The organism is Streptomyces glaucescens (assembly GCF_000761215.1).
GTDB lineage: Bacteria > Actinomycetota > Actinomycetes > Streptomycetales > Streptomycetaceae > Streptomyces > Streptomyces glaucescens_B.
Genome location: NZ_CP009438.1, coordinates 4959237 through 4981929, shown reverse-complemented (window position 1 = coordinate 4981929; position 22693 = coordinate 4959237). Strand labels below are relative to the sequence as shown.

General features: G+C 69.0%; 17 protein-coding genes. 6 read left to right on the top strand and 11 right to left on the bottom strand.

Annotation, left to right across the window (positions count from 1 at the left end; translation table 11 throughout):
• Positions 1 to 3: 3 nt before the first annotated feature.
• Genes SGLAU_RS21685 through SGLAU_RS21675 form a run of 3 tightly spaced genes read right to left on the bottom strand, consistent with a single transcriptional unit; the run spans position 4 to position 3538 of the window.
• The gene (locus SGLAU_RS21685; protein WP_043503858.1) at positions 4 to 987 is read right to left on the bottom strand and encodes an ABC transporter permease; all 984 of its coding nucleotides are present in this window, start codon (positions 985 to 987) and stop codon (positions 4 to 6) included.
• Positions 980 to 1903 carry an ABC transporter permease gene (locus SGLAU_RS21680; protein WP_043503857.1) on the bottom strand — a complete coding sequence of 308 codons (924 nt, stop codon included), beginning with the start codon at positions 1901 to 1903 and terminating at the stop codon, positions 980 to 982. Before SGLAU_RS21680 ends, SGLAU_RS21685 begins: the two co-directional genes overlap by 8 nt.
• 9 nt (positions 1904 to 1912) lie before the next feature.
• Positions 1913 to 3538: a peptide ABC transporter substrate-binding protein gene (locus tag SGLAU_RS21675; RefSeq protein WP_043503855.1), complete on the bottom strand. Its 1626-nt coding sequence runs from the start codon at positions 3536 to 3538 to the stop codon at positions 1913 to 1915.
• A gap of 534 nt (positions 3539 to 4072) precedes the next feature.
• Here SGLAU_RS21675 and SGLAU_RS21670 point away from each other — a divergent pair.
• From SGLAU_RS21670 to SGLAU_RS21650, 5 genes are all read left to right on the top strand, one after another.
• Positions 4073 to 5062: an ABC transporter permease gene (locus tag SGLAU_RS21670; RefSeq protein ID WP_043503853.1), complete on the top strand. Its 990-nt coding sequence runs from the start codon at positions 4073 to 4075 to the stop codon at positions 5060 to 5062.
• A 97-nt stretch (positions 5063 to 5159) separates the two neighbouring features.
• Positions 5160 to 6920 (top strand): ABC transporter substrate-binding protein, encoded by a 1761-nt coding sequence (locus SGLAU_RS21665; protein WP_043503852.1) that lies wholly within the window; start codon positions 5160 to 5162, stop codon positions 6918 to 6920.
• 101 nt (positions 6921 to 7021) lie between these two features.
• Positions 7022 to 8002 carry an ABC transporter permease gene (locus SGLAU_RS21660; protein ID WP_043503851.1) on the top strand — a complete coding sequence of 327 codons (981 nt, stop codon included), beginning with the start codon at positions 7022 to 7024 and terminating at the stop codon, positions 8000 to 8002.
• Positions 8003 to 8050: 48 nt separating this feature from the next.
• Positions 8051 to 9088: an ABC transporter ATP-binding protein gene (locus SGLAU_RS21655; RefSeq protein ID WP_043503849.1), complete on the top strand. Its 1038-nt coding sequence runs from the start codon at positions 8051 to 8053 to the stop codon at positions 9086 to 9088.
• Positions 9089 to 9114: 26 nt separating this feature from the next.
• Complete coding sequence (locus tag SGLAU_RS21650; RefSeq protein WP_043503847.1) at positions 9115 to 10164, top strand: ABC transporter ATP-binding protein; 1050 nt, start codon at positions 9115 to 9117, stop codon at positions 10162 to 10164.
• A 135-nt stretch (positions 10165 to 10299) separates the two neighbouring features.
• On the opposite strand, the gene SGLAU_RS21645 is transcribed toward SGLAU_RS21650, so the two are convergent.
• From SGLAU_RS21645 to SGLAU_RS21610, 8 genes are all read right to left on the bottom strand, one after another.
• Positions 10300 to 10803 (bottom strand): DinB family protein, encoded by a 504-nt coding sequence (locus SGLAU_RS21645; RefSeq protein WP_043506887.1) that lies wholly within the window; start codon positions 10801 to 10803, stop codon positions 10300 to 10302.
• Between the two features lie 58 nt (positions 10804 to 10861).
• A complete protein-coding gene (locus SGLAU_RS21640; protein ID WP_043503846.1) occupies positions 10862 to 11983 on the bottom strand; it encodes an ABC transporter ATP-binding protein in 1122 nt (373 codons plus the stop codon).
• Between the two features lie 19 nt (positions 11984 to 12002).
• Positions 12003 to 13064, bottom strand: coding sequence for an ABC transporter ATP-binding protein (locus SGLAU_RS21635; protein ID WP_043503843.1), 1062 nt, complete (start codon positions 13062 to 13064; stop codon positions 12003 to 12005).
• Positions 13065 to 13074: 10 nt separating this feature from the next.
• Positions 13075 to 14055 (bottom strand): ABC transporter permease, encoded by a 981-nt coding sequence (locus SGLAU_RS21630; RefSeq protein WP_043503842.1) that lies wholly within the window; start codon positions 14053 to 14055, stop codon positions 13075 to 13077.
• Between the two features lie 93 nt (positions 14056 to 14148).
• Positions 14149 to 15963, bottom strand: a complete 1815-nt coding sequence (locus SGLAU_RS21625) for an ABC transporter substrate-binding protein (protein WP_078957826.1) — start codon at positions 15961 to 15963, stop codon at positions 14149 to 14151.
• 47 nt (positions 15964 to 16010) lie between these two features.
• Entirely contained in the window at positions 16011 to 17048 is a 1038-nt protein-coding gene (locus SGLAU_RS21620) for an ABC transporter permease (RefSeq protein WP_043503840.1), read from the bottom strand.
• 653 nt (positions 17049 to 17701) lie between these two features.
• A complete protein-coding gene (gene typA, locus SGLAU_RS21615) occupies positions 17702 to 19609 on the bottom strand; it encodes a translational GTPase TypA (protein ID WP_043503838.1) in 1908 nt (635 codons plus the stop codon).
• Positions 19610 to 19745: 136 nt separating this feature from the next.
• Positions 19746 to 22106, bottom strand: a complete 2361-nt coding sequence (locus SGLAU_RS21610; protein WP_043503836.1) for an ABC transporter substrate-binding protein — start codon at positions 22104 to 22106, stop codon at positions 19746 to 19748.
• Between the two features lie 295 nt (positions 22107 to 22401).
• Here SGLAU_RS21610 and SGLAU_RS21605 point away from each other — a divergent pair, with 295 nt between their 5' ends.
• A complete protein-coding gene (locus SGLAU_RS21605) occupies positions 22402 to 22692 on the top strand; it encodes a hypothetical protein (RefSeq protein ID WP_043503834.1) in 291 nt (96 codons plus the stop codon).
• Position 22693 lies beyond the last annotated feature (1 nt).

Genomic DNA, 22693 nt, shown 5'->3' with positions numbered 1-22693 from the left:
GTCTCACCTCAGCTTCGGGTCGAGGGCGTCGCGCACCGCGTCGCCGAGCATGATGAAGGCCAGGACGGTGAGCGCGAGGGCGCCGGAGGGCCAGAGCAGGGCGTGCGGGGCGTTGCGGATGTACGGGGAGGCGGCGGAGATGTCGATGCCCCAGGAGACGCTGGGCGGCTTCAGGCCGACGCCCAGGTAGGACAGGGTGGCCTCCAGGGCGATGTAGGTGCCGAGCGCGATGGTCGCGACGACGATCACCGGGGCGACGGCGTTGGGCGCGATGTGCCGCAGCAGCATCCGTGCGTTGGAGGCGCCGAGGGCGCGGGCCGCCTGGACGTAGTCGTTCTGCTTGGCGGTGATGACCGAGCCGCGGGCGATCCGGGAGATCTGCGGCCAGCCCAGCAGCACCATGAAGCCGATCACCGGCCAGATGCTGTTGCTGGTGACCACGGAGAGCAGGACCAGACCGCCGAGGACGACCGGGATGGCGAAGAAGACGTCGGTGACCCGGGAGAGGAACGCGTCCCACGCGCCGCCGAAGAACCCGGCGAGTCCGCCCAGCACGCTGCCCAGGACCGCCACCCCGAGGGTCGCGCAGACGCCGACCGCGACGGAGGTGCGGGCGCCGTAGACGGTGCGGGTGTACACGTCGCAGCCCTGGCCGTTGAACCCGAAGGGGTGGCCGGGGCGGGAGCCCTCCTGTGCCCTGGCGAGGTCGCACTGCAGGGGGTTGCCGGAGGCGATCAGGGACGGCCACAGGGAGATCACGACCAGGAAGAGGATGACCAGTCCCGAGAGGATGAAGACCGGGTTGCGGCGCAGGTCGTGCCAGGCGTCGGACCACAGGGAGCGGGGTCTGCCCGCCGGGCGCTCCGTGCCGTCGGGGCCCCTGGGCGTCTTCTCGAGGGTGACCGCCTCGCTCGCCGCCAGGTCCATCTGGCCGCCCATGCCGGTGCCGGCGATGGCGCGCTCGGGCTCGTAGGGCTCGTCAGGCATAGCGGATCCTCGGGTCGAGTACGGCGTACAGGAGGTCGACGAGCAGGTTGGCGACCAGGAAGACCAGGACGAGGACGGTCACGAAGCCGACCACGGTCTGGGTGTTCTGGCGGAGGATGCCCTGGTAGAGCTGGTAGCCGACGCCGTGGATGTTGAAGATCCGCTCGGTGACGATCGCGCCGCCCATCAGCGCGCCGATGTCGGTGCCGATGAAGGTGACGACCGGGATGAGGGAGTTGCGCAGCAGGTGCCGGGTGACCACCCGGTGCCGGGGCAGGCCCTTGGCGACGGCGGTGCGGACGTAGTCGGAGCGCTTGTTCTCGGCGATGGAGGTGCGGGTCAGCCGGGTGACGTACGCGAGGGAGACGGAGGCGAGGACCAGGCCGGGGACGATCAGCTCCTCGAAGGGGGCCTCCGGGGACACCGAGGGTCTGATCCAGGCCCACTCGACGCCGAGCAGGAGCTGGAGCAGCAGGCCGGTGACGAAGGTGGGGACGGAGATGACCACCAGGGTGACCAGCAGGACCGTGGTGTCGACGGGGCGGCCGCGGCGCAGGCCGGTGACGACGCCGAGGGTGATGCCGATGACGATCTCGAACAGAACGGCCACGATGGTGAGCCGGATGGTGACCGGGAAGGCGGACCCCATCAGCTCGGTGACCGGCTGGCCGTTGAAGGCGGTGCCGAAGTCGCCGGTGAAGACGTTGCCCATGTAGGTCAGGTATTGCTGCCAGACCGGCTTGTCGAGGCCGAACTCCTTCCTGAGCCGGGCGGCGGTGCCGGGGTCGCACTGCCGGTCGCCGCACAGGCCGGCGATGGGGTCGCCCATCACGTTGACCATCAGGAAGATCAGCAGCGTGGCCCCGACGAAGACCGGGATCATCTGGAGCAGCCGCCGGAGGACGTACCGTCCCATGGCGCCGCCTCAGCCGACCGTGATCTGGTCGTACACCGGGACGCTGAACGGGTTGAGCTTCACGTTCGACAGCCGCTCCGAGTAGCCGGCGCTGCCGTTCTGGTACCAGAGCGGGATGGCGGCCATGCCGTCCCGGACGACCTCCTCGGCCTGCTGGAACTTCGCGACGGCCTTCGTGTCGTCGTCCTCGGCGTTGGCCTCGTCGACGAGTTCGTCGAACTCGGCGTTCGACCACTTCCCGTCGTTGGAGGAGCCGCCGGTGTAGTACAGCGGCTGGAGGAAGTTCTGGATGAGCGGGTAGTCCATCTGCCAGCCCGCCCGGAACGGCCCGGTCATCTTGTTCTCGGTGATCCGCTTGCGGAAGTCGGCGAAGGTGCCGACGGGGTCGCCGACGCAGGCCCGGTCGTCGCCGAGGGCGTTGTTGACGGAGTTGCAGACCGCGTCGACCCAGTCCTTGTGGGAGCCGGTGTCCGCGTTGTAGGTGATCCTGACCTGGCCGCCGGGGAGCCCGCCGCCCTCCCTGATGAGCTTCTTCGCCTCGTCCGGCCGGTACTCGCAGGCGTCCCCGCACAGCCCCGCCTTGTAGCCGCCGTCCTCGCCGAGCACCGGGGAGGTCCAGTCGGTGGCGGGGGTGCGGGTCTTCTGGAAGATCGTCTCGGTGATCTGCTCGCGGTCGATGGCCATGGACAGGCCCTTGCGGACCTTGTCCATGCCCTCCTTGCTCCAGTTCTCGTCGTAGTACGGGAAGGCCAGGGTCTGGATGATGCCGGCGGGGGTGTTGAGGTAGCGGTCGCCGAGGTCGCTCCCGACGTTGCGGAGCTGGGCGGCGGGGACGTCGTCGACCAGGTCGAGGTTGCCGGCCATGAGGTCGGTGTAGGCGGTGTTGTTGTCGGTGTAGACCTTGAGGTCGACGCCGCCGTTGCGCGCCTTGTCCGGGCCCGGGTACTCCTCCCACGCGCGCAGGGACATCTGGGAGCCCCGGGTGTACGACTGCACGGTGTAGGGGCCGTTTCCGACCGGTCTGGCCAGCCAGGCGTCGTGGTCGTCGAAGAAGACGCGGGGCAGCGGGACGTAGGCGTTGTAGCCGAGGGTGTCGGGGAAGGTGGACCACTTCTGGGCGAGGGCGACGGTGAAGGTGCGCTCGCCGGTGACCTTCAGCCCGGAGAGGGTGTCGGCGCTCTGCTCGCCCTTCTCGGGGTGGACCTTGTCGTAGCCCTGGATGTAGCTGAAGAAGTACGCGTTGCGCTGGTTGTTCCTCAGGCTCGCGCCGTAGTTCCAGGCGTCGACGAAGGACTTCGCCGTCACTTTCTCGCCATTGCTGAAGGTCCAGCCGTCCTTGACCGTGATGGTGAAGTTCTGCTGGTCGGTGGTCTCGATCCGCTCGGCGAGCATGTCCTCGGCCGCGCCGGTCTCCGGGTCGTACCGCTTGAGCCCGCGGAAGACCATGTCGAGCACCTTGCCGCCCTGCACCTCGTTGGTGTTGGCCGGCTCCAGCGGGTTCTGCGGGTCCCCCCAGGAGGAGCTGAGCACCGCGCCACCTGCGCCGCCGCCGTCGCCACCGCCGCCGCAGGCGGTCGCCACGAGGGCGGCCGCCGTCACGCATGCGGCCCACTTGGCGTGCGTGGCTCCGCGCATGGTGTGCCTCCTCTGCGCCGGGGACCGGTGCCCGGACCCGGCTGACGCGTTGTCGGGAAATGACTCGCCGTTATCGGCAAATATCAACCCGTACCGCACATACCGCACACGCACTCGGCCCTTTGGGGGGATGCGGTCGCCCGGCCGCCCGTCCGCCGAAGTGGATCTTCGAATGAGCGCGCAACGGATCGACGGGATCCGATGCCGAACCGTTGGAAAGCGACAGCGGGATGTACGCATTCCGACACCCCGGCGTCCGCATATCGAACGCATCGCCCGCTTTGCCGGATTAACCCCATGTAAGACACAGCTTGATCACGGATGCGCTACCCGCGTAGCCACGGAACGCTCAAGCGTAGGCAAAGAAGGTAAAGAGACAGCCAAGCCAGGCCGGAATTTGTTGACCTTGAATGAATTGCGTTGAAAAAGTCCCGCGTAGCCCGTAGGGGAGCGCCCTGCGGAGTCACTCAGACCCTCCCTTGGGCCAGGAGCACCATGACCCCCCCAACTGCATCCGCGGCTGCCCCGCTTGAGGTGACCGACGAGAGCGCCGAGAAGTCGAGCACTTCTCCCGCCCCGAACCCCAGCGAGAGCCGTTCCCCCGGCCAGCTGGCGTGGCGTCGCTTCAAGCGCGACCGCACGGGCGTCATATCCGCCTGCATCGTGATCTTCTTCTTCGTGATCGCCCTGTGCGCGCCGCTGATCTCCGCGCTCTACGGCAAGGACCCGTACACCCAGTACGGCCAGGAGATCCCCGGGCTCCTCAATGACGCGGGCTTCCCCATCAAGGCCAACGGCGGCATCGACGGCGACTTCTGGTTCGGCGTGGAGCCCGCCATGGGCCGCGACGTCTTCACCTTCCTGATCTACGGCATCCGCACGTCGCTGCTGATCGCCACCGCTACCACGGTGCTGGTCACGCTGATCGGCGTGATCGTCGGCATCACCGCCGGCTACCTCGGCGGCCGCACCGACTTCCTCATCGGCCGGGTCATCGACGTCCTGCTGTCGTTCCCGTCCACCCTGTTCTTCATCGCCTTCATGCCGGTCGTCTACGGCCTCTTCGTCGCTCCGGACGAGGAGATCCCGACCTCACTGCGGGCCACCTGCCTGATCCTGGTCCTCACGGCCTTCGGCTGGGCCTCCATCGCCCGGCTGCTGCGCGGCCAGGTGCTCGCCCTGCGCGAGCGCGAGTTCGTGGAGGCCGCGAAGGTGACCGGCGCGTCGCCGGCCCGGATCATCTTCAAGGAGCTGCTGCCCAACCTGTGGACGCCGATCCTGATCCAGTCCACGCTGATGCTCCCGGCGTTCGTCACCGCCGAGGCGGGCCTGGCCTTCCTCGGTGTCGGCATCATCGACCCGACCCCCGACTGGGGCGTGATGATCCAGCGCGGTGCCACGTTCTACACGGACGACATCACCTTCATGATCTTCCCGGGCGTGACGATGATCATCTTCGTCCTCGCGTTCAACCTGCTCGGCGACTCCGTCCGTGACGCCCTGGACCCGAAGTCCAAGCGCTGACCCACGGCACCGAGCACCCGCACCACTCCCACGCCCGGTCACCGCTGCCCGGCGAGCTGCACCTTCGACCAACCCTTTACCCCTAGGCAGGTAAGCCATGTCCTTCTCCCGCAGAAACTTCCTCATAGCCACGGGTGTGGCGGCCGGCTCGACCATGGCGCTGAGCGCCTGCTCCAGCGGCAACGCGGGCGGCAACAGCGCGAGCAAGGCCCCGTCGATGGACAAGGCCGAGGCCGCCACCATCACCGTCGGCACCAAGGCCGACTCCCAGGGCCCGGCCCCGGAGATGCCCGGCGCGAAGAAGGGCGGCACGCTCTACACGCTGGACCAGATCGACTTCGACCACCTGGACCCGGCCCAGATCTACTCGTCGTACACCGGCGCGGGCTCGGTGCTGTTCCTGCGCGGTCTGACCGGCTACCGCGTCGACGCCAAGGGCAACACGACCCTGGTCGGCGACCTGGCCACGGACCCCGGCACCATGAAGGACGGCGGCAAGACCTGGTCCTTCACGCTGAAGGACGGCGTCAAGTGGGAGGACGGCGCGGTCGTCACCATCGAGGACGTCCGCCACACCTTCGAGCGCCTGTTCGCCGACTTCGTCACCGAGGGCCCGCGCTACCCGCAGAACTGGCTCGAGGGCGGTGACAAGTACAAGGGCCCGTACGAGGGCAAGCACCTGAAGTCCATCGAGGTCTCCGGCAACACCATCACCTTCCGCCTGAAGGAGGGTCACGCCGACTTCAACTACATGCTGGCCATGCGCGGCTTCGCCATCGTGCCGAAGAAGCACGACACGCAGAAGAAGTACGACAAGCGTCCGTACTCCTGCGGCCCGTACAAGATCGAGAGCCGCAGCATCGACAAGTCCCTCACCCTGGTGCGCAACGAGCACTGGGAGGCCGACAAGGACCCGGTCCGCAACGGCTACCCGGACAAGGTCGTCATGCAGTTCGGCTACCAGTCGCTGGCGTCCACCGACCGGTACATCGCGGACCGCGGCAACGACCAGTACGCCCTGTCCCTGCTGAACGAGGTCGCCTCCGAGCGCGTCCAGAAGGTCATGGGCGACGCCAAGCTGAAGCAGCGCGTGATGACCCAGGTCGACACCACCTGCTTCTACTTCCCGATCAACATGACCCGGATCAAGGACCAGAAGGTCCGCCAGGCCATCAACTGGGCCTGGCCGGCGCAGCAGCTGAAGCAGCAGCGCGGTGGCTCCCAGGTCACCGAGACGGCGACCACCATCATCTCGCCGCTCACCCCGGGCCACACCGACTTCGACCTGTACGGCAAGAAGACCAAGCCGATGGGCGACCCGGAGAAGGCCAAGGCGCTGCTGAAGGAGGCCGGCAAGGAGGGCCAGAAGCTGGTCATCGCCTTCCAGCAGTCCGACAAGGCCGTGAAGGAAGCCGTCACCATCAAGAACGCCCTGGAGAAGGCGGGCTTCAGCGTGGTGACCAAGCAGGTCGACAAGACCACCTTCTACAGCGAGATCGGCCAGCTCGACAACGAGTTCGACCTCTTCGCGGCCGGCTGGGGCCCGGACTGGCCGGCCGGCTACGCGGTGATCTTCCCCTGCTGGGACGGCAGCCAGATCGCCGAGGGCGGCGTCAACTGGGCGCAGCTCAACAACACCGGCGTCAACAAGGCGATCGCCGCGGCGTCCGTCGAGACCGACCCGGAGAAGGCCAACAAGGCCTGGGGCGAGATCGACCGCCAGATCATGGAGCTGGCGGCCTGCGTTCCCGACTACCACCCGATCCGGAACTACTTCTACGGTTCCAAGGTCGGCGGCGTGGTCTGGAACGCCGGTGACACCGCCATCGCCCTCGGCAAGGTCTTCGTCAAGGCCTGACGCACCCTCGGGGCGGCGGACCACTCAGCGGTCCGCCGCCCCGGCCCCGTCCACGCTCCCCACGCCCCGGCGACGGCGCCCCGTCCGGAAAGTCCGCACCCATGTTCCGATTCCTGATCCGCCGAGTGATCGGCGCACTCGTCATTCTGCTGGTCATCAGCGCCGTCACCTTCTTCCTCTTCTACGCGATCCCGCGCGACCCGGCCCGCATGGCCTGCGGCAAGGTCTGTGACGCGGAGCTGCTGGAACAGGTGCGGGTGAACCTGGGGATCGCCGATCCCATGCCGGTCCAGTACTGGCACTGGCTCCAGGGCATCTTCGTGGGCCGTGACTACGCGGGCATCGGGCACTGCAACGCCCCCTGCCTCGGTTACTCGTTCACCAACAGCGAGCCCGTCTTCGAGACCATCAAGACGGACCTGCCCACCACCATCTCGCTGGCCCTCGGCGCAGCCTTCTTCTTCCTGATCATCGGTGTCGGCGCGGGCATGATCGCCGCGGTCAAGCAGGGCACCTGGATGGACAAGACCGCCAGCTCCCTGTCGCTGCTCGGCTCCTCGCTCCAGATCTACTTCGTCGGCTACATCGCCATGTTCTTCCTGGTGCAGCAGCTCGGCGTGCTGGACCCGCCGTCGTACACGCCGTTCACCGAGAACCCCGGCGCCTGGGTCTCGGGGCTGCTGCTGCCGTGGCTGGTGCTGTCGATCATCTTCACCGCGAACTACACCCGTATGACCCGCTCGCAGCTGGTCGAGCAGCTGAGCGAGGACTACGTACGCACGGCGCGGGCCAAGGGCCTGTCCGGACGCAACGTCTTCTTCCGCTTCGCCTGGCGCGGAGCCATGGGCCCGATCGTGACGATCTTCGGCATCGACATGGGCACCCTGATCGGCGGCGCGATCATCACCGAGTCCACGTTCAGCCTCCAGGGGCTCGGCACCCGGGCGGTGCGCGCGGTCACCGACAGCGACCTGCCCATGCTCCTCGGCGTGACCGTCGTCGCCGCGACGGCGATCGTCTTCGCCAACATCCTCGTGGACCTCGTCTACGCCCTCATCGACCCGCGTATCCGGCTCGCCTGACCCGGCCCCACCAGCTAGCCCGGCATCACCCCCCTCAGGAGCGTCCCCGTGACGAGCACCGACCAGCAGCCCTTCCTGTCCGTCAGGGACCTGAAGGTCCACTTCTCCACCGAAGACGGCATCGTCAAGGCCGTCGACGGTCTCTCCTTCGACCTGGCGAAGGGACAGACGCTCGGCATCGTGGGCGAGTCGGGCTCCGGCAAGTCCGTCACCAACCTGGCGATCCTCGGCCTGCACGACCGCAAGCGCACCAGCCTCGACGGGGAGATCCTGCTCGACGGCAAGGAGCTGCTGACCGCCGGCGAGCGGGAGCTGGAGAAGCTGCGCGGCAACAAGATGGCGATGATCTTCCAGGACGCCCTGGCCTCGCTGTCGCCGTACCACACCGTGGGCCGGCAGATCGCCGAGACCTACCGCAAGCACACCGGTGCCTCCAAGCAGGAGGCCAGGGCGCGGGCGGTCGAGATGCTGCGCCGGGTCGGCATCCCGCAGCCGGACGTCCGGGTGGACGACTACCCGCACCAGTTCTCCGGCGGTATGCGCCAGCGCGCGATGATCGCGATGGCCCTGGTCTGCGACCCCGAGCTGCTGATCGCGGACGAGCCGACCACCGCGCTCGACGTGACCGTGCAGGCGCAGATCATGGACCTGCTCAAGGACCTCCAGCAGGAGTTCGGCACCTCGATCATCTTCATCACCCACGACCTGGGCGTGATCGCGGACATCGCCGACGACGTGCTGGTGATGTACGGCGGCCGGTGCGTGGAGCGCGGCACCAAGAAGGAGGTGCTGCGCACCCCGCGGCACCCGTACACCTGGGGACTGCTGGGCTCCATGCCGAGCCTTGACCACCCGGTCGACGTGCCGCTGAACCCGATCCCGGGCTCGCCGCCGTCGCTGCTCAACCCGCCGACGGGGTGCCGTTTCCACCCGCGCTGCGCGTTCCCGGAGAAGGTCGCGGGCGGGCTGTGCGCCACCGAGCGGCCGCTCCTCGACGTGGTGGACGGCCGCGGCTCCGCCTGCCACCTCACCCCCGAGCAGCGCGCCGACCTCCTCGCCGACCTCGCCGGCTCCCGGCAGAACTGACGTACAAGAGACGGGATTTCACGATCATGAGCAACACGAGCCCCCTCCTGGACGTCAAGGGCCTGACGAAGCACTTCCCGGTGATGGGCGGCTTCCCGATCAAGCGGAAGATCGGCGCGGTGCAGGCCGTCGACGGTCTCGACTTCCAGGTGCACGCGGGCGAGAGCCTGGGCCTGGTCGGCGAGTCGGGCTGCGGCAAGTCGACGACGGGCCGGCTGATCACACGGCTGCTCGAACCGACCGCGGGCACCATCTCGTACCAGGGCCAGGACATCACCCACGCCAACCGCAAGCAGCTCGCGCCGGTCCGCTCCGAGATCCAGATGATCTTCCAGGACCCCTATGCCTCGCTGAACCCGCGGCACACGGTCGGCAAGATCATCTCGGGTCCGATGGAGATCAACGGGATCGAGCCGCAGGGCGGCCGGGAGAAGCGGGTCCGCGAACTCCTGGAGATCGTCGGCCTCAACCCCGAGCACTACAACCGCTTCCCGCACGAGTTCTCCGGCGGGCAGCGCCAGCGCATCGGCGTGGCCCGGGCCCTGGCGCTGGAGCCGAAGCTGATCGTCGCGGACGAGCCGGTCTCCGCGCTGGACGTCTCCATCCAGGCGCAGGTCGTCAACCTGCTCCAGCAGGTGCAGCGCGACCTCGGCATCGCGTTCGTCTTCATCGCCCACGACCTCGCCGTCGTACGGCACTTCTCGCAGCGCGTCGCGGTCATGTACCTCGGTAAGATCGTGGAGATCGCCGACCGCGAGGACCTGTACGGCAACCCGCGGCACCCGTACACCCGGGCGCTGCTGTCCGCCGTGCCGGAAGCCACGGTCGACGACGACGGCCCGGCTCGCGAGCGCATTCGGCTCACCGGTGACGTGCCGTCTCCGATCAACCCGCCGTCGGGTTGCCGCTTCCGCACGCGCTGCTGGAAGGCGACCGACAAGTGCGCGTCGGAGGCGCCGCCGCTGGTGCAGGTCGACGGCAACAAGCCCGGCCACCTGACCGCCTGCCACTACCCCGAGACGGAGGGCACCGTACCGGCACCCCGGCTCGCCAAGGACCCCCAGGCGGCGGCCTGACAACACCCCTTTTCCGTCAGCCGCCACCACGGAACGGACCTTCACCGGCCCATTGACCCGAGCCCGCGAACGTCCGCTCCCGGGGCAGAAGGCCCGCGCCTCCCCAGGCGCGGGCCTTCGCTGTGTCCCGGTGTCCTACACGCCGGTGGTGCCGTCCACCAGCTCGCGGACGATGTCGAGGTGGCCGTTGTGCCGGGCCGTCTCCTCGATGAGGTGGTGCAGGATCCAGCGCAGGTCGACGTGGCGGCCGTCGCGGATGGTCCGCCGGGACCGGGTGCCGAGGTCGTGGGCGGCGACCAGCTCCCGGTAGCGGGCGGCCTGCTCGGCGTACTCGCGCAGCAGGTCCGGCAGCGGGATGTCGACCGCGATGCGCATCTCGCGGTCCGGGTCCTCCTCGGTCCACGGGCCCTCGTCCTCCTCGCCGAGGAAGAACACCTGGAACCAGTAGTACTCGACCCACCGCAGGTGGTTGATCAGACCGGAGATCGTCATCAGGGGCGAGCCCGGCAGGGGCGCCGTGCGGGCGCCCTCCGCCGAGACGCCCTCGCACTTGGCGCGGGCCGTGTCCCGCGTGTAGTCGAGGAAGGTGGTCAGCTGGGTGCGCTCGTCCCAGGCGGGAGGCGTGTCGGTGCGTGTCATCGGGGAGAGCATGACCGACCGTCACCGCGCCGTCGAGTCAATTAGTGCCCCGTCCTCCTCAGTCCCCCGTCCCCTCCTCCAGCGCCGCGAGGGCCGGGTCCAGCACGATGTCCTCCGCGCGCGCCTCGGTCGTCGGGTCCTCCGGGAAGTGACAGGCCGACAGATGGCCCTCCCGGTTGCCCGGCAGCCGGACCAGCGGCGGTTCCTCGGTGGCGCACTTCTCCTGCGCCTTCCAGCAGCGGGTGCGGAAGCGGCAGCCGGAGGGCGGGGCGATCGGGGACGGCACGTCGCCGGCGAGGCGGATACGTTCGCGCGGGCCCGCCCCCTCGCCGGCCACGCTCACCTCGGGCACCGCGGAGAGCAGGGCGTGGGTGTAGGGGTGCCGAGGGCGGGTGTAGATGGAGTCGCGGTCACCGACCTCGATGATCTTCCCCAGGTACATGACCGCGACGCGCTGCGAGAAGTGCCGTACGACGGCGAGGTCGTGGGCGATGAAGACGAACGCGATGCCGAGGTCGCGCTGCACCTGCTGGAGCAGGTTGACGACCTGCGCCTGGATGGAGACGTCCAGCGCGGAGACCGGCTCGTCCGCGACGATCAGCTTCGGCTCCAGCGCCAGGGCCCGGGCCACGCCGATGCGCTGGCGCTGCCCGCCGGAGAACTCGTGCGGGAAGCGGTTGTAGTGCTCGGGGTTGAGGCCGACGATCTCCAGGAGCTCGCGGACCCGCTTCTCCCGGCCGCCCTGCGGCTCGATCCCGTTGATCTCCATCGGACCGGAAATGATCTTGCCGACGGTCTGGCGCGGATTCAGCGAGGAGTACGGGTCCTGGAAGATCATCTGGATCTCGGAGCGGACCGGCGCGAGTTGCTTGCGGGAGGCGTGGGTGATGTCCCGGCCCCGGTAGGAGATCCGGCCCGCGGTCGGCTCCATGAGCCGTGTGATCAGCCGGCCCGTGGTCGACTTGCCGCAGCCCGACTCCCCCACGAGACCGAAGCTCTCCCCGGCCCGCACGGCCAGGTCGATGCCGTCCACCGCCTGCACCTGGCCGATGGTGCGCCGCACCGGGAAGCCGCCCTTGACCGGGAAGTGCTTGGTCAGGCCCTCCACCACCAGCAGCGGTTCCCCCTCCGGTCCGGCACCCGCCTCGCGCGGGGCGGGGAGGACGAGGTCTTCCTTCATGACTCCTCTTTCTCCACTGTCAGCCCAGCCGGGGCTTGATCTCTTCGATGAAGACGGTCCGCTTCTGCTCCGCCGTCAGATGGCAGGCGGAGTCCCGGTCCGGGCCCAGCAGCGGGCGCTCGGTGACACACCGCGCGCCGGCCACCCGGTCCTGGAAGGTGCAGCGGGGATGGAAACGGCACCCGGACGGCGGGGTGAGCAGCGAGGGCGGCGTGCCGGGAATCGGCGCCAGGGGCACGGCGACGTCCGAGTCGAGGCGGGGCATGGAGTTCAGCAGGCCCCAGGTGTACGGGTGCTGGGGTGCCCTCAGCACCTCGTCCACCGTCCCGCGCTCCACCGCGTTGCCCGCGTACATCACCATGATGTCGTCGGCCATGTCCGCGATGACACCGAGGTCGTGGGTGATGAAGATGATCGCCGAACCGAACTCCCGCTGGAGGTCCTTGAGCAGGTCGAGGATCTGCGCCTGCACCGTCACGTCGAGGGCGGTGGTCGGTTCGTCGGCGATCAGCAGGTCGGGGTCGCAGACCAGCGCCATGGCGATCATCGCGCGCTGCCGCATGCCGCCGGAGAACTGGTGCGGATAGTCCCTGGCCCGCTGCCCGGGGTTGGGGATGCCGACCTTGCCCAGCATCTCGACCGCGCGGTCCCATGCCTCCCGCTTGGAGGCACCGGTGTGCTTGCGGAACGGCTCCGCGATCTGCCGGCCCACCGTGTAGTACGGGGAAAGCGCGGTGAGCGGGTCCTGGAAGATCATGGCGACCTTGTTGCCGCGCAGCTTCTCCAGCTCCGGCTCGCGGGCGGTGGTCAGCTCCTTGCCGTCGAGCAGGATCTCCCCCTCGACGGTGGTGAACATCGGGTTGTGCAGGCCGAGGATCGTCAGGTTGGTGACGGACTTGCCGGAGCCGGACTCGCCGACGATGCCGAGGGTCCGGCCGCGTTCCAGGTCGAACGAGAGCCCGTCGACCGCGCGGACGGTCCCGTCCTCGGTCCTGAAGCTGACGTGCAGGTCGCGCACCGAGAGGAAGGCGTCCCCGGCGGCCGGGCGCGGAGCACCGGCTTCCTTGGTCGAAGTGGTCACGACAGTGCTCCTAGGACAGCCGGACGCGGGGGTCGATGAAGGCGTAGGCGGCGTCGACGATGATGTTGAACAGCAGGATCATGGCGGCGGAGAAGAGCATCACGCCGAGCAGCAGCGGCAGGTCGCTGAAGGAGACGGCGTCCACCGCGAGGCGGCCCAGCCCGGGCAGGCCGAAGGTGTACTCGGTGATGATGGCGCCGCCGAGCAGGGAGCCCATGTCGATGCCGAAGATGGTGACGATCGGGATCAGCGAGCCGCGCCAGGCGTAGCGGAAGAAGACGTACCGCCGGGACATGCCCTTGGCGCGGGCGGTGCGCACATGATCCTCCTGGAGCTGCTCGATCATCGCCGAGCGGGCCATGCGCGTGTACTGCGCGGCGAAGATCGTCGACAGGATCACCCAGGGGATGACCAGCCCGCCGAACCAGGCGACGGGGTCCTTGGTGAACTCGTTGTAGGCCGGCTTGTCGAACAGCTGCATCTGGTAGACGAGGATCGCCAGGGCCAGCGGGCCGAGGAAGTAGATCTGCATCGAGCTGACGACCATGGCGGTGGCGGTGGCCGCCTTGTCGATGAGGGTGCCGCGCCGCCAGGCGGCGAGCAGGCCGGTGCCCAGGCCGAAGATCAGGAAGCAGACGGCTCCGCCGATGGTGAGGGAGACGGTGGTGGGCAGCCGGTCGATGAGGGTGTCCCAGACGGCTTCGCCGGTGTGGAAGGAGTAGCCGAAGCAGGGCGCCGGGCAGGGACCCTGCAGGAAATCGTTGCTGCCCAGGACCAGGTTCTGCAGGAACAGCCAGTACTGCTCGGGGATCGACTGGTCGAGGCCGAGCACGTGCCGGATGTTCTCCAGGTTGGCCGGCGTGCACGACTTGCCGCAGATCAGCAGGGCCGGGTCGCGTGGCATCCCGAAGAAGATCAGGAACGTCACGATGCTCAGCAGGAAGAGGATGACGGCGGCGCCGAGGGCGCGGCGGACGAGGAAGCGCAGCATGGCAGGGGCAGCTCTCAGACGTCAGCGGGCCGGGGCGCCCGGTGCCCGCCGCCGGGTCGCGGACGGGGGCACCGGGTACCGGTCGGGCGTGGGTTACTTGACGTACAGGCGGCGCGGGTCGACGCCGCTGATCACGTCGTCGTAGACGAGACCGCCGATCCTGGAGCCGGCGATCTGGACCTGCTTGTAGTAGCCGGTCGGGACGACGTTGACGACGTCCTTGACGATGTACTCGTTGAGCTTGCCCCACTCGGCCGCGGCCTTCGCCGGGTCGGTGATCTTGCTGATCCGGTCGATCTCGCTGTTGATCTTCGGGTCGTTGACCTGCGAGTAGTTCTGCGCGCCCTCGGCGATCGCGCGGCCGTCGTAGAGCGGCGGGATCACGGTCGAGGCGGACGGCCAGTCGGCACCCCACGCGGTGTGGAAGATGTCGTAGTTGTTGTCGAGCTGGCTGACCTGGTCGTAGAAGGTCTCGGCCGGGATCTCCTGGCGCTGGACGTCGAAGCCGGCCTTCTCCAGGCCCGCCGCCATGGCGGTGGAGTACTGCTGGCCCTCGGGGGTGTTGATGTAGCCGAAGGTCAGCTTCATGCCGACCTTGCCGGCCTCCTCCAGCAGCTTCTTCGCCTTCGCCGGGTCACCGGCGGGCTTCTTCTTCTTGCCCCACGGGTCGAAGGCGGGGTCGTAGCCGCTGACGGTCGGGGAGAGGATGCCGCCGGCGACCTCCATCGCGTCGGTGCCGCCGTAGGCGCGGACGAACGGCGTGACCGGCAGGGCGTGCGCGATGGCCTGGCGGATCTTGATGTCCTTCAGCTCCGGGTGGCTGAGGTTGATGTTCATCTGGCCGACGTACGGCTGGTAGCCGGTGACCGTGCGGTTCTTCAGCTTCGGGTCGTTCAGGACCTTGGAGAGGTTGCCCGCGTCGACGCTGTTGCTGAAGCTGACGGCGGTCTTGTCCTTGCCGTTGTCGGCGAGCAGCGCCTTGGTGGACTGCTCGTACTGGTGGTTGAAGGAGATGTCGAACCGGTCGGCGTACTGGTGGCGCAGCGGGTCCGTCTTCGGGTCCCAGTTCTCGTTGCGCACCAGGGTCATCGACTTGCCGGACTTGAACTCCTGGATCTTGTACGGTCCGGCCGCCACCGGGTCCCTGTCGTACTTGGTCTTGGTGTCACCCTTCTGGGAGACGATGGCGTAACCGGCCATGGCCAGCGCGTACGGCAGGTCGGGGCGGGCCGTCTTGAACTTGAAGACGACCGTCTTGTCGTCCGGGGTCTCGAGCAGGGTGTCCGGGAGGTGCTTGCCCTTGTAGGGGCCGTCCGGCAGGAGCTTGCGGTAGTCGGCGCCCGGGGTGTCGGCCAGCCACTGCTGGAGGTACGGCGGGCCCTGGTTGATGAACGGCGCGAACAGGCGCTCCACGCTGTGCCGGACGTCCTTGGACGTGATCGGGGAGCCGTCCTCCCACTTGATGCCGTCCTTCAGCGTGAACTTCCAGGTCTTGCCGCCGTCCGTGGTGGTCCCCGGGTCGGTGGCGAGGTCGCCGACGACCTCGTGCTTCCTGCCGTCGTCGCTGGTGGCCTTGTATCCGGTCAGACCCCTGTGGATCAGCTGGGAGACCGCCATCTCGTCCTGGACGTAGATCTGGCCCGGGTCGAGGTGGGCGTAACTGTCGCGGGCGAGCACCGAGATGGCGCCGCCGCTCTTCGCACCGGGCACCTCGGGCGCGGGGCCCTGGGAGTCCTTGGCGTCACCGAACGGGATGGAACTCTGCTGCCGCGCGGCGTTCTCCTGCTGTTCCTTGTCGTTCTTGTCGTTCCCGGCCTTGCTGCCGCCCTCGCTGCAACCGGTGAGCACGAGAGCTCCGGCCGCGAGCACTGAGACTGCGGCGTATATGTGGCGTCCGCCCCTACTCATCACTCAGATTCCACCCATCTGTGTTGCACCAGTCGCACACGGAATGGTCAGCGCGCTGTCTTGGGATCGAAGGCGTCCCTGACCGAGTCCCCGAGCAGGTTGAAAGCCACGATGAAGATGATCATCGAGACGCCGGGGAAGAACATGTAGGTGATGTCGTTCTGCATCACGAGTTCGGTGGACGCCTTGGAGAACATCTGCCCCCAGTCCGGCGTCGGTTCGACGATGCCCACGCCGAGGAAGGACAGACCGGCCTCGGCGGTCACGAAGTTGGGCAGCAGATACGTGGACTGCACGAGCAGCGGGGTGACCACGTTCGGCAGGATCTCCTTGCGGATGATCCGCCACGGCGGGGCCCCGCTGACCTTCGCCGCCTCGATGAACTCCCGTTCCCGCAGGGCGAGTGTGGTGCCCCTGAGGATGCGGGCGAGGCTCATCCAGCCCAGGAACCACTGGACGATGATCAGGGCCAGTACCCGTACGTAGGTCGGGGTCTCGTCCCGCGGGTGGACGAAGAGCGCGACCACCACCGGCATGCTGGCGATGAAGAAGAGCTGGGCCGGGAAGGCGAGCAGGAAGTCGATGACCCGGCTGATCCAGTAGTCGGCCTTCCCGCCCAGGTAGCCGGCGGTGACGCCGAGCAGGATGCCGGTCAGCACCACGGTGACCGTCACCGCGACGGAGATCATCAGCGAGGTGCGGATGCCGTAGAGGAGCTTGGTGAAGACGTCGTAGCCGTTGCCGGGTTCGAGGCCGAACCAGAACTCGGCGCTGATGCCGCCGTTCGGCTCCACCGGCACGCCCGCGCTGTCGAACAGTTCGGGCCGCTCGTCGGCGTAGACGGTGTACGGGTTCTTGCCGTACCACTTCGCGATCACCGGTGCGAGCAGGGCGATCAGGAAGTAGAACCCGACGACGCAGGCGGCGATCACTCCGGTGCGGTCGCGCCGGAAGCGCAGCCACATCAACTGGCCCGGGGAGCGGCCGACGAGCCCCGGGTCCTCGGGCTTCTTCCGCTCCGCTCCGGGGCCGCCGTCGGTGACGGCCGCTGTTCCGCCGCCCTCAAGGTCGATAGGACTTGTCACAGTTCGCCCATTTCACAGGTGTGGGTGTGCCGAACCGCCGGCTCGCGGGGATGTGCGAGCGCGGTCCGGTGCATGAAGAGGCGTCAGGGCGCCCTGAACCGGGGGGAGAACGCGCAGCCTGACGCGCGTAGCCGCGCGTCAGCGGCGGCCCCCGGGCCGGGGCTCAGTGCGGATCGGCGCAGGGCGAGGGACTGTGTACGGCGGCCGACGACGGCGTGGCCCACCTCGCGCTTGTGACACCGCGCATGGGACTCCTCCTCATGACTCCACGTGTTCACCAACAGGAGGGGGCGCTCGTCCGAACCTCCGACACCCCTGACGGAGGGTCAGACACCCCCTGGTGCTCGTGAGTCGGGCGCTGTCCCCACAGCGCGAGACCCATTGACCCGAGCGCTACGCGGCTAACTATCTGCCATGAGCCAACTACCGACCACCGTTCTTAAATCTCAATTCAGTCACAGCTCAAGCGAAGATCTTCCAAAATCTGGACAAACTGTTCGGGCGAAGAAGGGCGCGAAACGGACGTGTTACATGGCTATCGGGCGGCGATCTCCGCCTTTCGGACAGCGGCGGGTCCGGCGGCGCGAAAAAATGGGTTGAAAAAGGCCCGGGCGCCCCCATGATGGGGACGCCCGGGCCTTCGGGGTTCGGACTCAGCCGTGCTTGGCGCGGCTCGCGGCGCGGGCCCGCTCCCGCTGGTCGAGGTTGACCTTGCGGATGCGAACGGCCTCCGGAGTCACCTCGACGCACTCGTCGTCACGGCAGAACTCCAGCGACTGCTCCAGCGACAGCTTGCGCGGCGGAACGATCGACTCGGTCACATCGGCCGTGGACGACCGCATGTTGGTGAGCTTCTTCTCCTTGGTGATGTTGACGTCCATGTCGTCGGAGCGGGAGTTCTCGCCGACGATCATGCCCTCGTACACCTCGGTGCCCGGCTCCACGAAGAGCACGCCGCGCTCCTGCAGGTTCGTCATCGCGAACGCGGTGACGGCACCGGCGCGGTCGGCCACCAGGGAGCCGTTGTTACGGGTCTGCAGCGTGCCGAACCACGGCTCGTGGCCCTCGTGGATGGAGTGGGCGATGCCGGTGCCGCGGGTCTGGGTCAGGAACTCGGTGCGGAAGCCGATCAGACCGCGGGACGGCACCACGAACTCCATGCGGACCCAGCCCGAGCCGTGGTTGGACATGTTGTCCATCCGGCCCTTGCGGACACCCATCAGCTGGGTGACGGCGCCCATGTGCTCCTCGGGCACGTCGATGGTCATGCGCTCGACCGGCTCGTAGACCTTGCCGTCGACCTCCTTGGTGACCACCTGGGGCTTGCCGACGGTCAGCTCGTAGCCCTCCCGGCGCATGGTCTCGACCAGGATGGCCAGCGCCAGCTCACCGCGGCCCTGCACCTCCCAGGCGTCCGGGCGCTCGGTCTCCAGGACGCGCAGCGAGACGTTGCCGATCAGCTCGCGGTCCAGGCGGTCCTTCACCTGGCGGGCGGTGACCTTGCGGTCCTTCACGGCCGCCTTGTTGTCCGCTCCCTTGCCGGTGGCGCCCCGGCCGACCAGCGGCGAGGTGTTCGTGCCGATGACCATGGAGATCGCCGGCTCGTCGACCGTGATCAGCGGGAGCGCGACCGGGTTCTCCGGGTCGGCCAGGGTCTCACCGATCATGATCTCCGGGATGCCGGCGACCGCGCAGATGTCACCCGGGCCGGCCTTCTCGGCGGGCTTGCGGGTGAGCGCCTCGGTCATCATCAGCTCGGAGATGCGCACGTTCTGCACGGACCCGTCGCGCTTCATCCACGCGACCGTCTGGCCCTTCTTCAGCTCGCCCTGCTGGACGCGCAGCAGCGCGATACGGCCGAGGAAGTTGTCGGCGTCCAGGTTGGTGACGTGCGCCTGGAGCGGGGCGGCCTCGTCGTAGACCGGGGCCGGGATGTGCTCCAGGATCGTGGAGAAGAACGGCTCCAGGCTGGTGGAGTCGGCCGGCACCGTGCCGTCCGCCGGCTTGGTGAGGGAGGCGACGCCGTCCCGGCCGCAGGCGTAGACGATCGGGAACTCGATCTGGTCCTCGTCGGCGTCCAGGTCCAGGAACAGGTCGTACGTCTCGTTGACGACCTCGTCGATCCGGGAGTCGGGGCGGTCCGTCTTGTTGATGCAGAGGATGACGGGCAGCCGCTGCTGGAGCGCCTTGCGCAGCACGAAGCGGGTCTGCGGCAGCGGACCCTCCGAGGCGTCCACGAGCAGCACGACACCGTCGACCATCGACAGACCGCGCTCGACCTCGCCACCGAAGTCGGCGTGGCCCGGGGTGTCGATGATGTTGATGGTGATCGGGTCCCCGCCGTCCTTGGGGTGGTACTTCACCGCCGTGTTCTTGGCGAGGATCGTGATGCCCTTCTCACGCTCCAGGTCGTTCGAGTCCATCATGCGGTCGTCGACCGAGTCGAGCTGGTGGGCGGCGAACGCGCCGGCCTGCTTGAGCATGGCGTCGACGATGGTGGTCTTGCCGTGGTCGACGTGGGCGACGATGGCGACGTTACGGATGTCGTGGCGCGTGGCCATAGTGCGGCGTACTCCCGGAGTGTGGAATCGGCTGCGCGTCGCTCGCGCTAGCCCGCCGGGCTGCTGACGCCTCGGCCTACCCCCCATGGTACGGGGGCGCCGGGAATGCGGCTTCGCCGGGCGGCTGAGGGGTACCTCACCGCCCGCTGCCCGACGGGCTCGGCGGCACCCGCACGCCCTTCTTCAGGAAGCCCATGTCCTCGTACACCGGGGTGCCGAAGCCGAAGGCGCCGGCGTTGACCAGGTTCTTGCGGGCCGCGACGAGCTGGGGCCGCTGGTAGAGGGGGATGGACCCCGCGGCGGCCCAGATCCGGGCGTCCGCCTTGCGGATCAGGGAGCGCGCCTCGGACTCGTCCAGGGTGCCGATGGCCTGGTCGAAGAGCTGGTCGACCTGGTCGGTGCCGACCCTGGTCCAGTTCTGCTCGACCGAGAGGGAGCCGTCGGCGGCCGGGACGGGCTTGGCGTAGATCGGGCGGGCGTCGGTGGCGGGGAAGGCGGAGGCGGGCCACGAGTACAGGGCGAGGTCGTACTGCCCGGACGCGATGTGGTCCCTGAAGTAGCTCTCGTCGCTGACCTTGGTGGTCTCGGTGCGGATGCCGATCCGGTCCAGCATGCGGCGGATGCGCTCCGCGACCGTGCGCAGGCTGTCCGAGCCGGGACCGGAGGGGAGCACGAAGCGCAGGGTGAGCGGCTTGCCGTCCTTGGCCAGTACGCCGTTCCTCGCGCCCGCCGGCGCGGCGGTGCCCCTGGGGGCGTACGCACCCGGCGCCCCGCCCCGCTTCAGGTGCTGCGCCCCGTCCTGGGCGAGGTGGCGCGGGCCGTGCCCCTCCCCGCCGGAGGAGCCGTCCTTGCCGTCCTTGCCGTCCTTCTCGCCCTTGCCGGAGGAGCCGTCCCCGCCGTCCTTCTCTTCCTTGCCGGAGGAGCCGTCCCTTCCGGAGCGACCGGGCCGGGCCGCGTCCCCGGACTTGTCGTCCTGGCCGACGATGTAGACGCCGTCGTCCTCCTCCGGCCGGCCCTCCGTTTCGTCCTTGCCGTCCTGCTTCGAGCCGCTCGCCTTCTCGCCCCGCGCGCCGGCCGCCTTCTCGCCCTTCTCGGTCTTCTTCAGCGATCCCCCGGGCAGCCAGCCGGCGTCGGCGAGCAGGGCCTGTGCCTCGGCGGTGTCCTGGTCGCCGAGGGCGCCGCTGCTGTCGGCGTAGGCGAACTGGCCGGCGAGGGCGAGGTGGCTGCCGACGGGCACCGCGGGCAGACCCAGAGGCTCGAGGACGGCCGCGGCCAGGGCCTCGCGGTCGAGGGCGCGGGCGACGGCGCGGCGGACCCGTTCGTCGGCGAGGGGCCCTTCGGAACCGTTGAGCGCGAGCTGGGTGTAGGCGGGCTCCAGGGACTTGCGGACCTCGTAGGTGCTCAGCCTCGGCTCGCGGCGGGCCTGCTTCGCCGCGCGCCCGCTCTCACCGGCGCGGGCCTTGTCGTCGTCACCGCGGTCCGGCGAGGCGGAGCCGTCCCGGTCCGGCGAGGCGGAGGCGTCCGGGGAGCCGGAAGCGTCTCCGTCCGGCGAGGCGGACGTGTCCCCGGACGGCGCGGCCGAGGCGCTCCGGCCCGCGGAGGCCGATGCCCTTCCCGGCCCGGCGGCGGCGGTGATCCGGCGGGCCGCGGCCGGGTCGATCTCTGCGAGGTCGACCGTCCCGGCGGCCAGCGCGGCGGCCCGCTCCTCGCGGGGCACGGCGGTGAGCACGATCCGGGACAGCTTGGCCGGGGCGCCCCACCAGCGGGGGTTGCGGGCGAGGGTGATCTCGTCGTCCTTGCGGTCGACCTTCTGCACGGTGAACGGCCCGGCGGTGATCTTCAGCTTCCTGCGGGCGCCCTCGTTGAAGGCGTCCGGGGTGCCCATGACCTCCTTCGGGTACAGCGGCGAGAACAGCGAGCGCCAGTCCGCGTAGGGCCGGGCGAAGGTGACCCGGACCTCCAGGTCGTTGGCGCCGCGCTCGATCCGCTCGATCCGGTCGTAGCCGGCGTTGCGGGCGGTCCAGTAGGCGCTGTCCTTGCCGGCCAGGGCCCGCCACTGGGCGGCGAAGTCGGCGGCGCCGATCTCCCGGCCGTCGCTCCAGACGGCCTGCTGGTTGAGCTTGTAGAGGACGACCTGGCGGGGTTCGGTGTCGACGATCTCGGCCGATTCCAGGTAGTCGGGGTTGATCGCGGGGCGGCCGGTGTGGTCCATCCGGTACATCGACGGCAGGACCGCCTGGGCGACGCGGGTGGTGGCGGCGTCCGCGTCGGCCTGGAACGTGTTCAGGGTCTCCGGTACGGCGTCCACGGCCCAGCGCAGGGTGCCGCCGTCGGCGACCCGGGCCCGGGCGGCCGGGGCGATGTCCTGCCCGGCCAGCGGCTTGCCCGCGGGGTCCTCGGAGCCGCAGCCGGCGAGCGCGGGGACCGCGAGGGCGCCCGCGGTGAGGAAGGCGACCGAGCGCATGACCGAGCGCGGTGTGACGCCGTCGAGGGACATCTCTGGTTACCTCCGGAAGCCGCGGGCGTTATGATCACTTTTGGCGGTATATGAGCTGATCACATGCATGCGATGTATGCGGCCACTGAAGAGGAAAGGGTTCGGCAACGGACGGCGACACGGCGGCGGGCACCGGCACGCCACCCGTGCGGCGCAACACACCTCGGGATGCACCCGCACGCCCTCGGCCAATCGGTGCACATGCCTTCCCACCGGCAGGTGTGACGCGCAACACTCTCAGGCGCATGAACGTTGCCGCCCACGGCCACCCGGCCGACGGAAGTGAGGTCACGTCATGTCCGTGCACGAAGAACTGGCAACCGTCCAGCGGTGCCTCGACGACCTGAACCGGGCCGTCGCCCGACTGGAACGGCAGATGGGCGGCGGACTCGACGTCCGCCGCGTCCGCGCCGACTGCGAGCACCTGCGCGCCAGCGTCGCGCTGCTGCGCGAGGCGGCCACCGGGCCCCTCGCGGACCGGCGGCAGGAGCAGCTCGTCACCATCTCCGACACCCCGTACGACGTCGCCCTGTGGACGGACTCGGACGACGAGGGTCTCGGCGCCCGCGACCGTCGCGCACCCTGAG

What these genes read in the sequence shown, in the direction of transcription:
- SGLAU_RS21685 (WP_043503858.1), bottom strand. Translation starts at nt 987, where the DNA reads ATGCCTGACGAGCCCTACGAGCCCGAGCGCGCCATCGCCGGCACCGGC.
- SGLAU_RS21680 (WP_043503857.1), bottom strand. Translation starts at nt 1,903, where the DNA reads ATGGGACGGTACGTCCTCCGGCGGCTGCTCCAGATGATCCCGGTCTTC.
- SGLAU_RS21675 (WP_043503855.1), bottom strand. Translation starts at nt 3,538, where the DNA reads ATGCGCGGAGCCACGCACGCCAAGTGGGCCGCATGCGTGACGGCGGCC.
- SGLAU_RS21665 (WP_043503852.1), top strand. Translation starts at nt 5,160, where the DNA reads ATGTCCTTCTCCCGCAGAAACTTCCTCATAGCCACGGGTGTGGCGGCC.
- SGLAU_RS21660 (WP_043503851.1), top strand. Translation starts at nt 7,022, where the DNA reads ATGTTCCGATTCCTGATCCGCCGAGTGATCGGCGCACTCGTCATTCTG.
- SGLAU_RS21650 (WP_043503847.1), top strand. Translation starts at nt 9,115, where the DNA reads ATGAGCAACACGAGCCCCCTCCTGGACGTCAAGGGCCTGACGAAGCAC.
- SGLAU_RS21645 (WP_043506887.1), bottom strand. Translation starts at nt 10,803, where the DNA reads ATGACACGCACCGACACGCCTCCCGCCTGGGACGAGCGCACCCAGCTG.
- SGLAU_RS21640 (WP_043503846.1), bottom strand. Translation starts at nt 11,983, where the DNA reads ATGAAGGAAGACCTCGTCCTCCCCGCCCCGCGCGAGGCGGGTGCCGGA.
- SGLAU_RS21630 (WP_043503842.1), bottom strand. Translation starts at nt 14,055, where the DNA reads ATGCTGCGCTTCCTCGTCCGCCGCGCCCTCGGCGCCGCCGTCATCCTC.
- SGLAU_RS21625 (WP_078957826.1), bottom strand. Translation starts at nt 15,963, where the DNA reads ATGAGTAGGGGCGGACGCCACATATACGCCGCAGTCTCAGTGCTCGCG.
- typA (WP_043503838.1), bottom strand. Translation starts at nt 19,609, where the DNA reads ATGGCCACGCGCCACGACATCCGTAACGTCGCCATCGTCGCCCACGTC.
- SGLAU_RS21610 (WP_043503836.1), bottom strand. Translation starts at nt 22,106, where the DNA reads ATGTCCCTCGACGGCGTCACACCGCGCTCGGTCATGCGCTCGGTCGCC.
- SGLAU_RS21605 (WP_043503834.1), top strand. Translation starts at nt 22,402, where the DNA reads ATGTCCGTGCACGAAGAACTGGCAACCGTCCAGCGGTGCCTCGACGAC.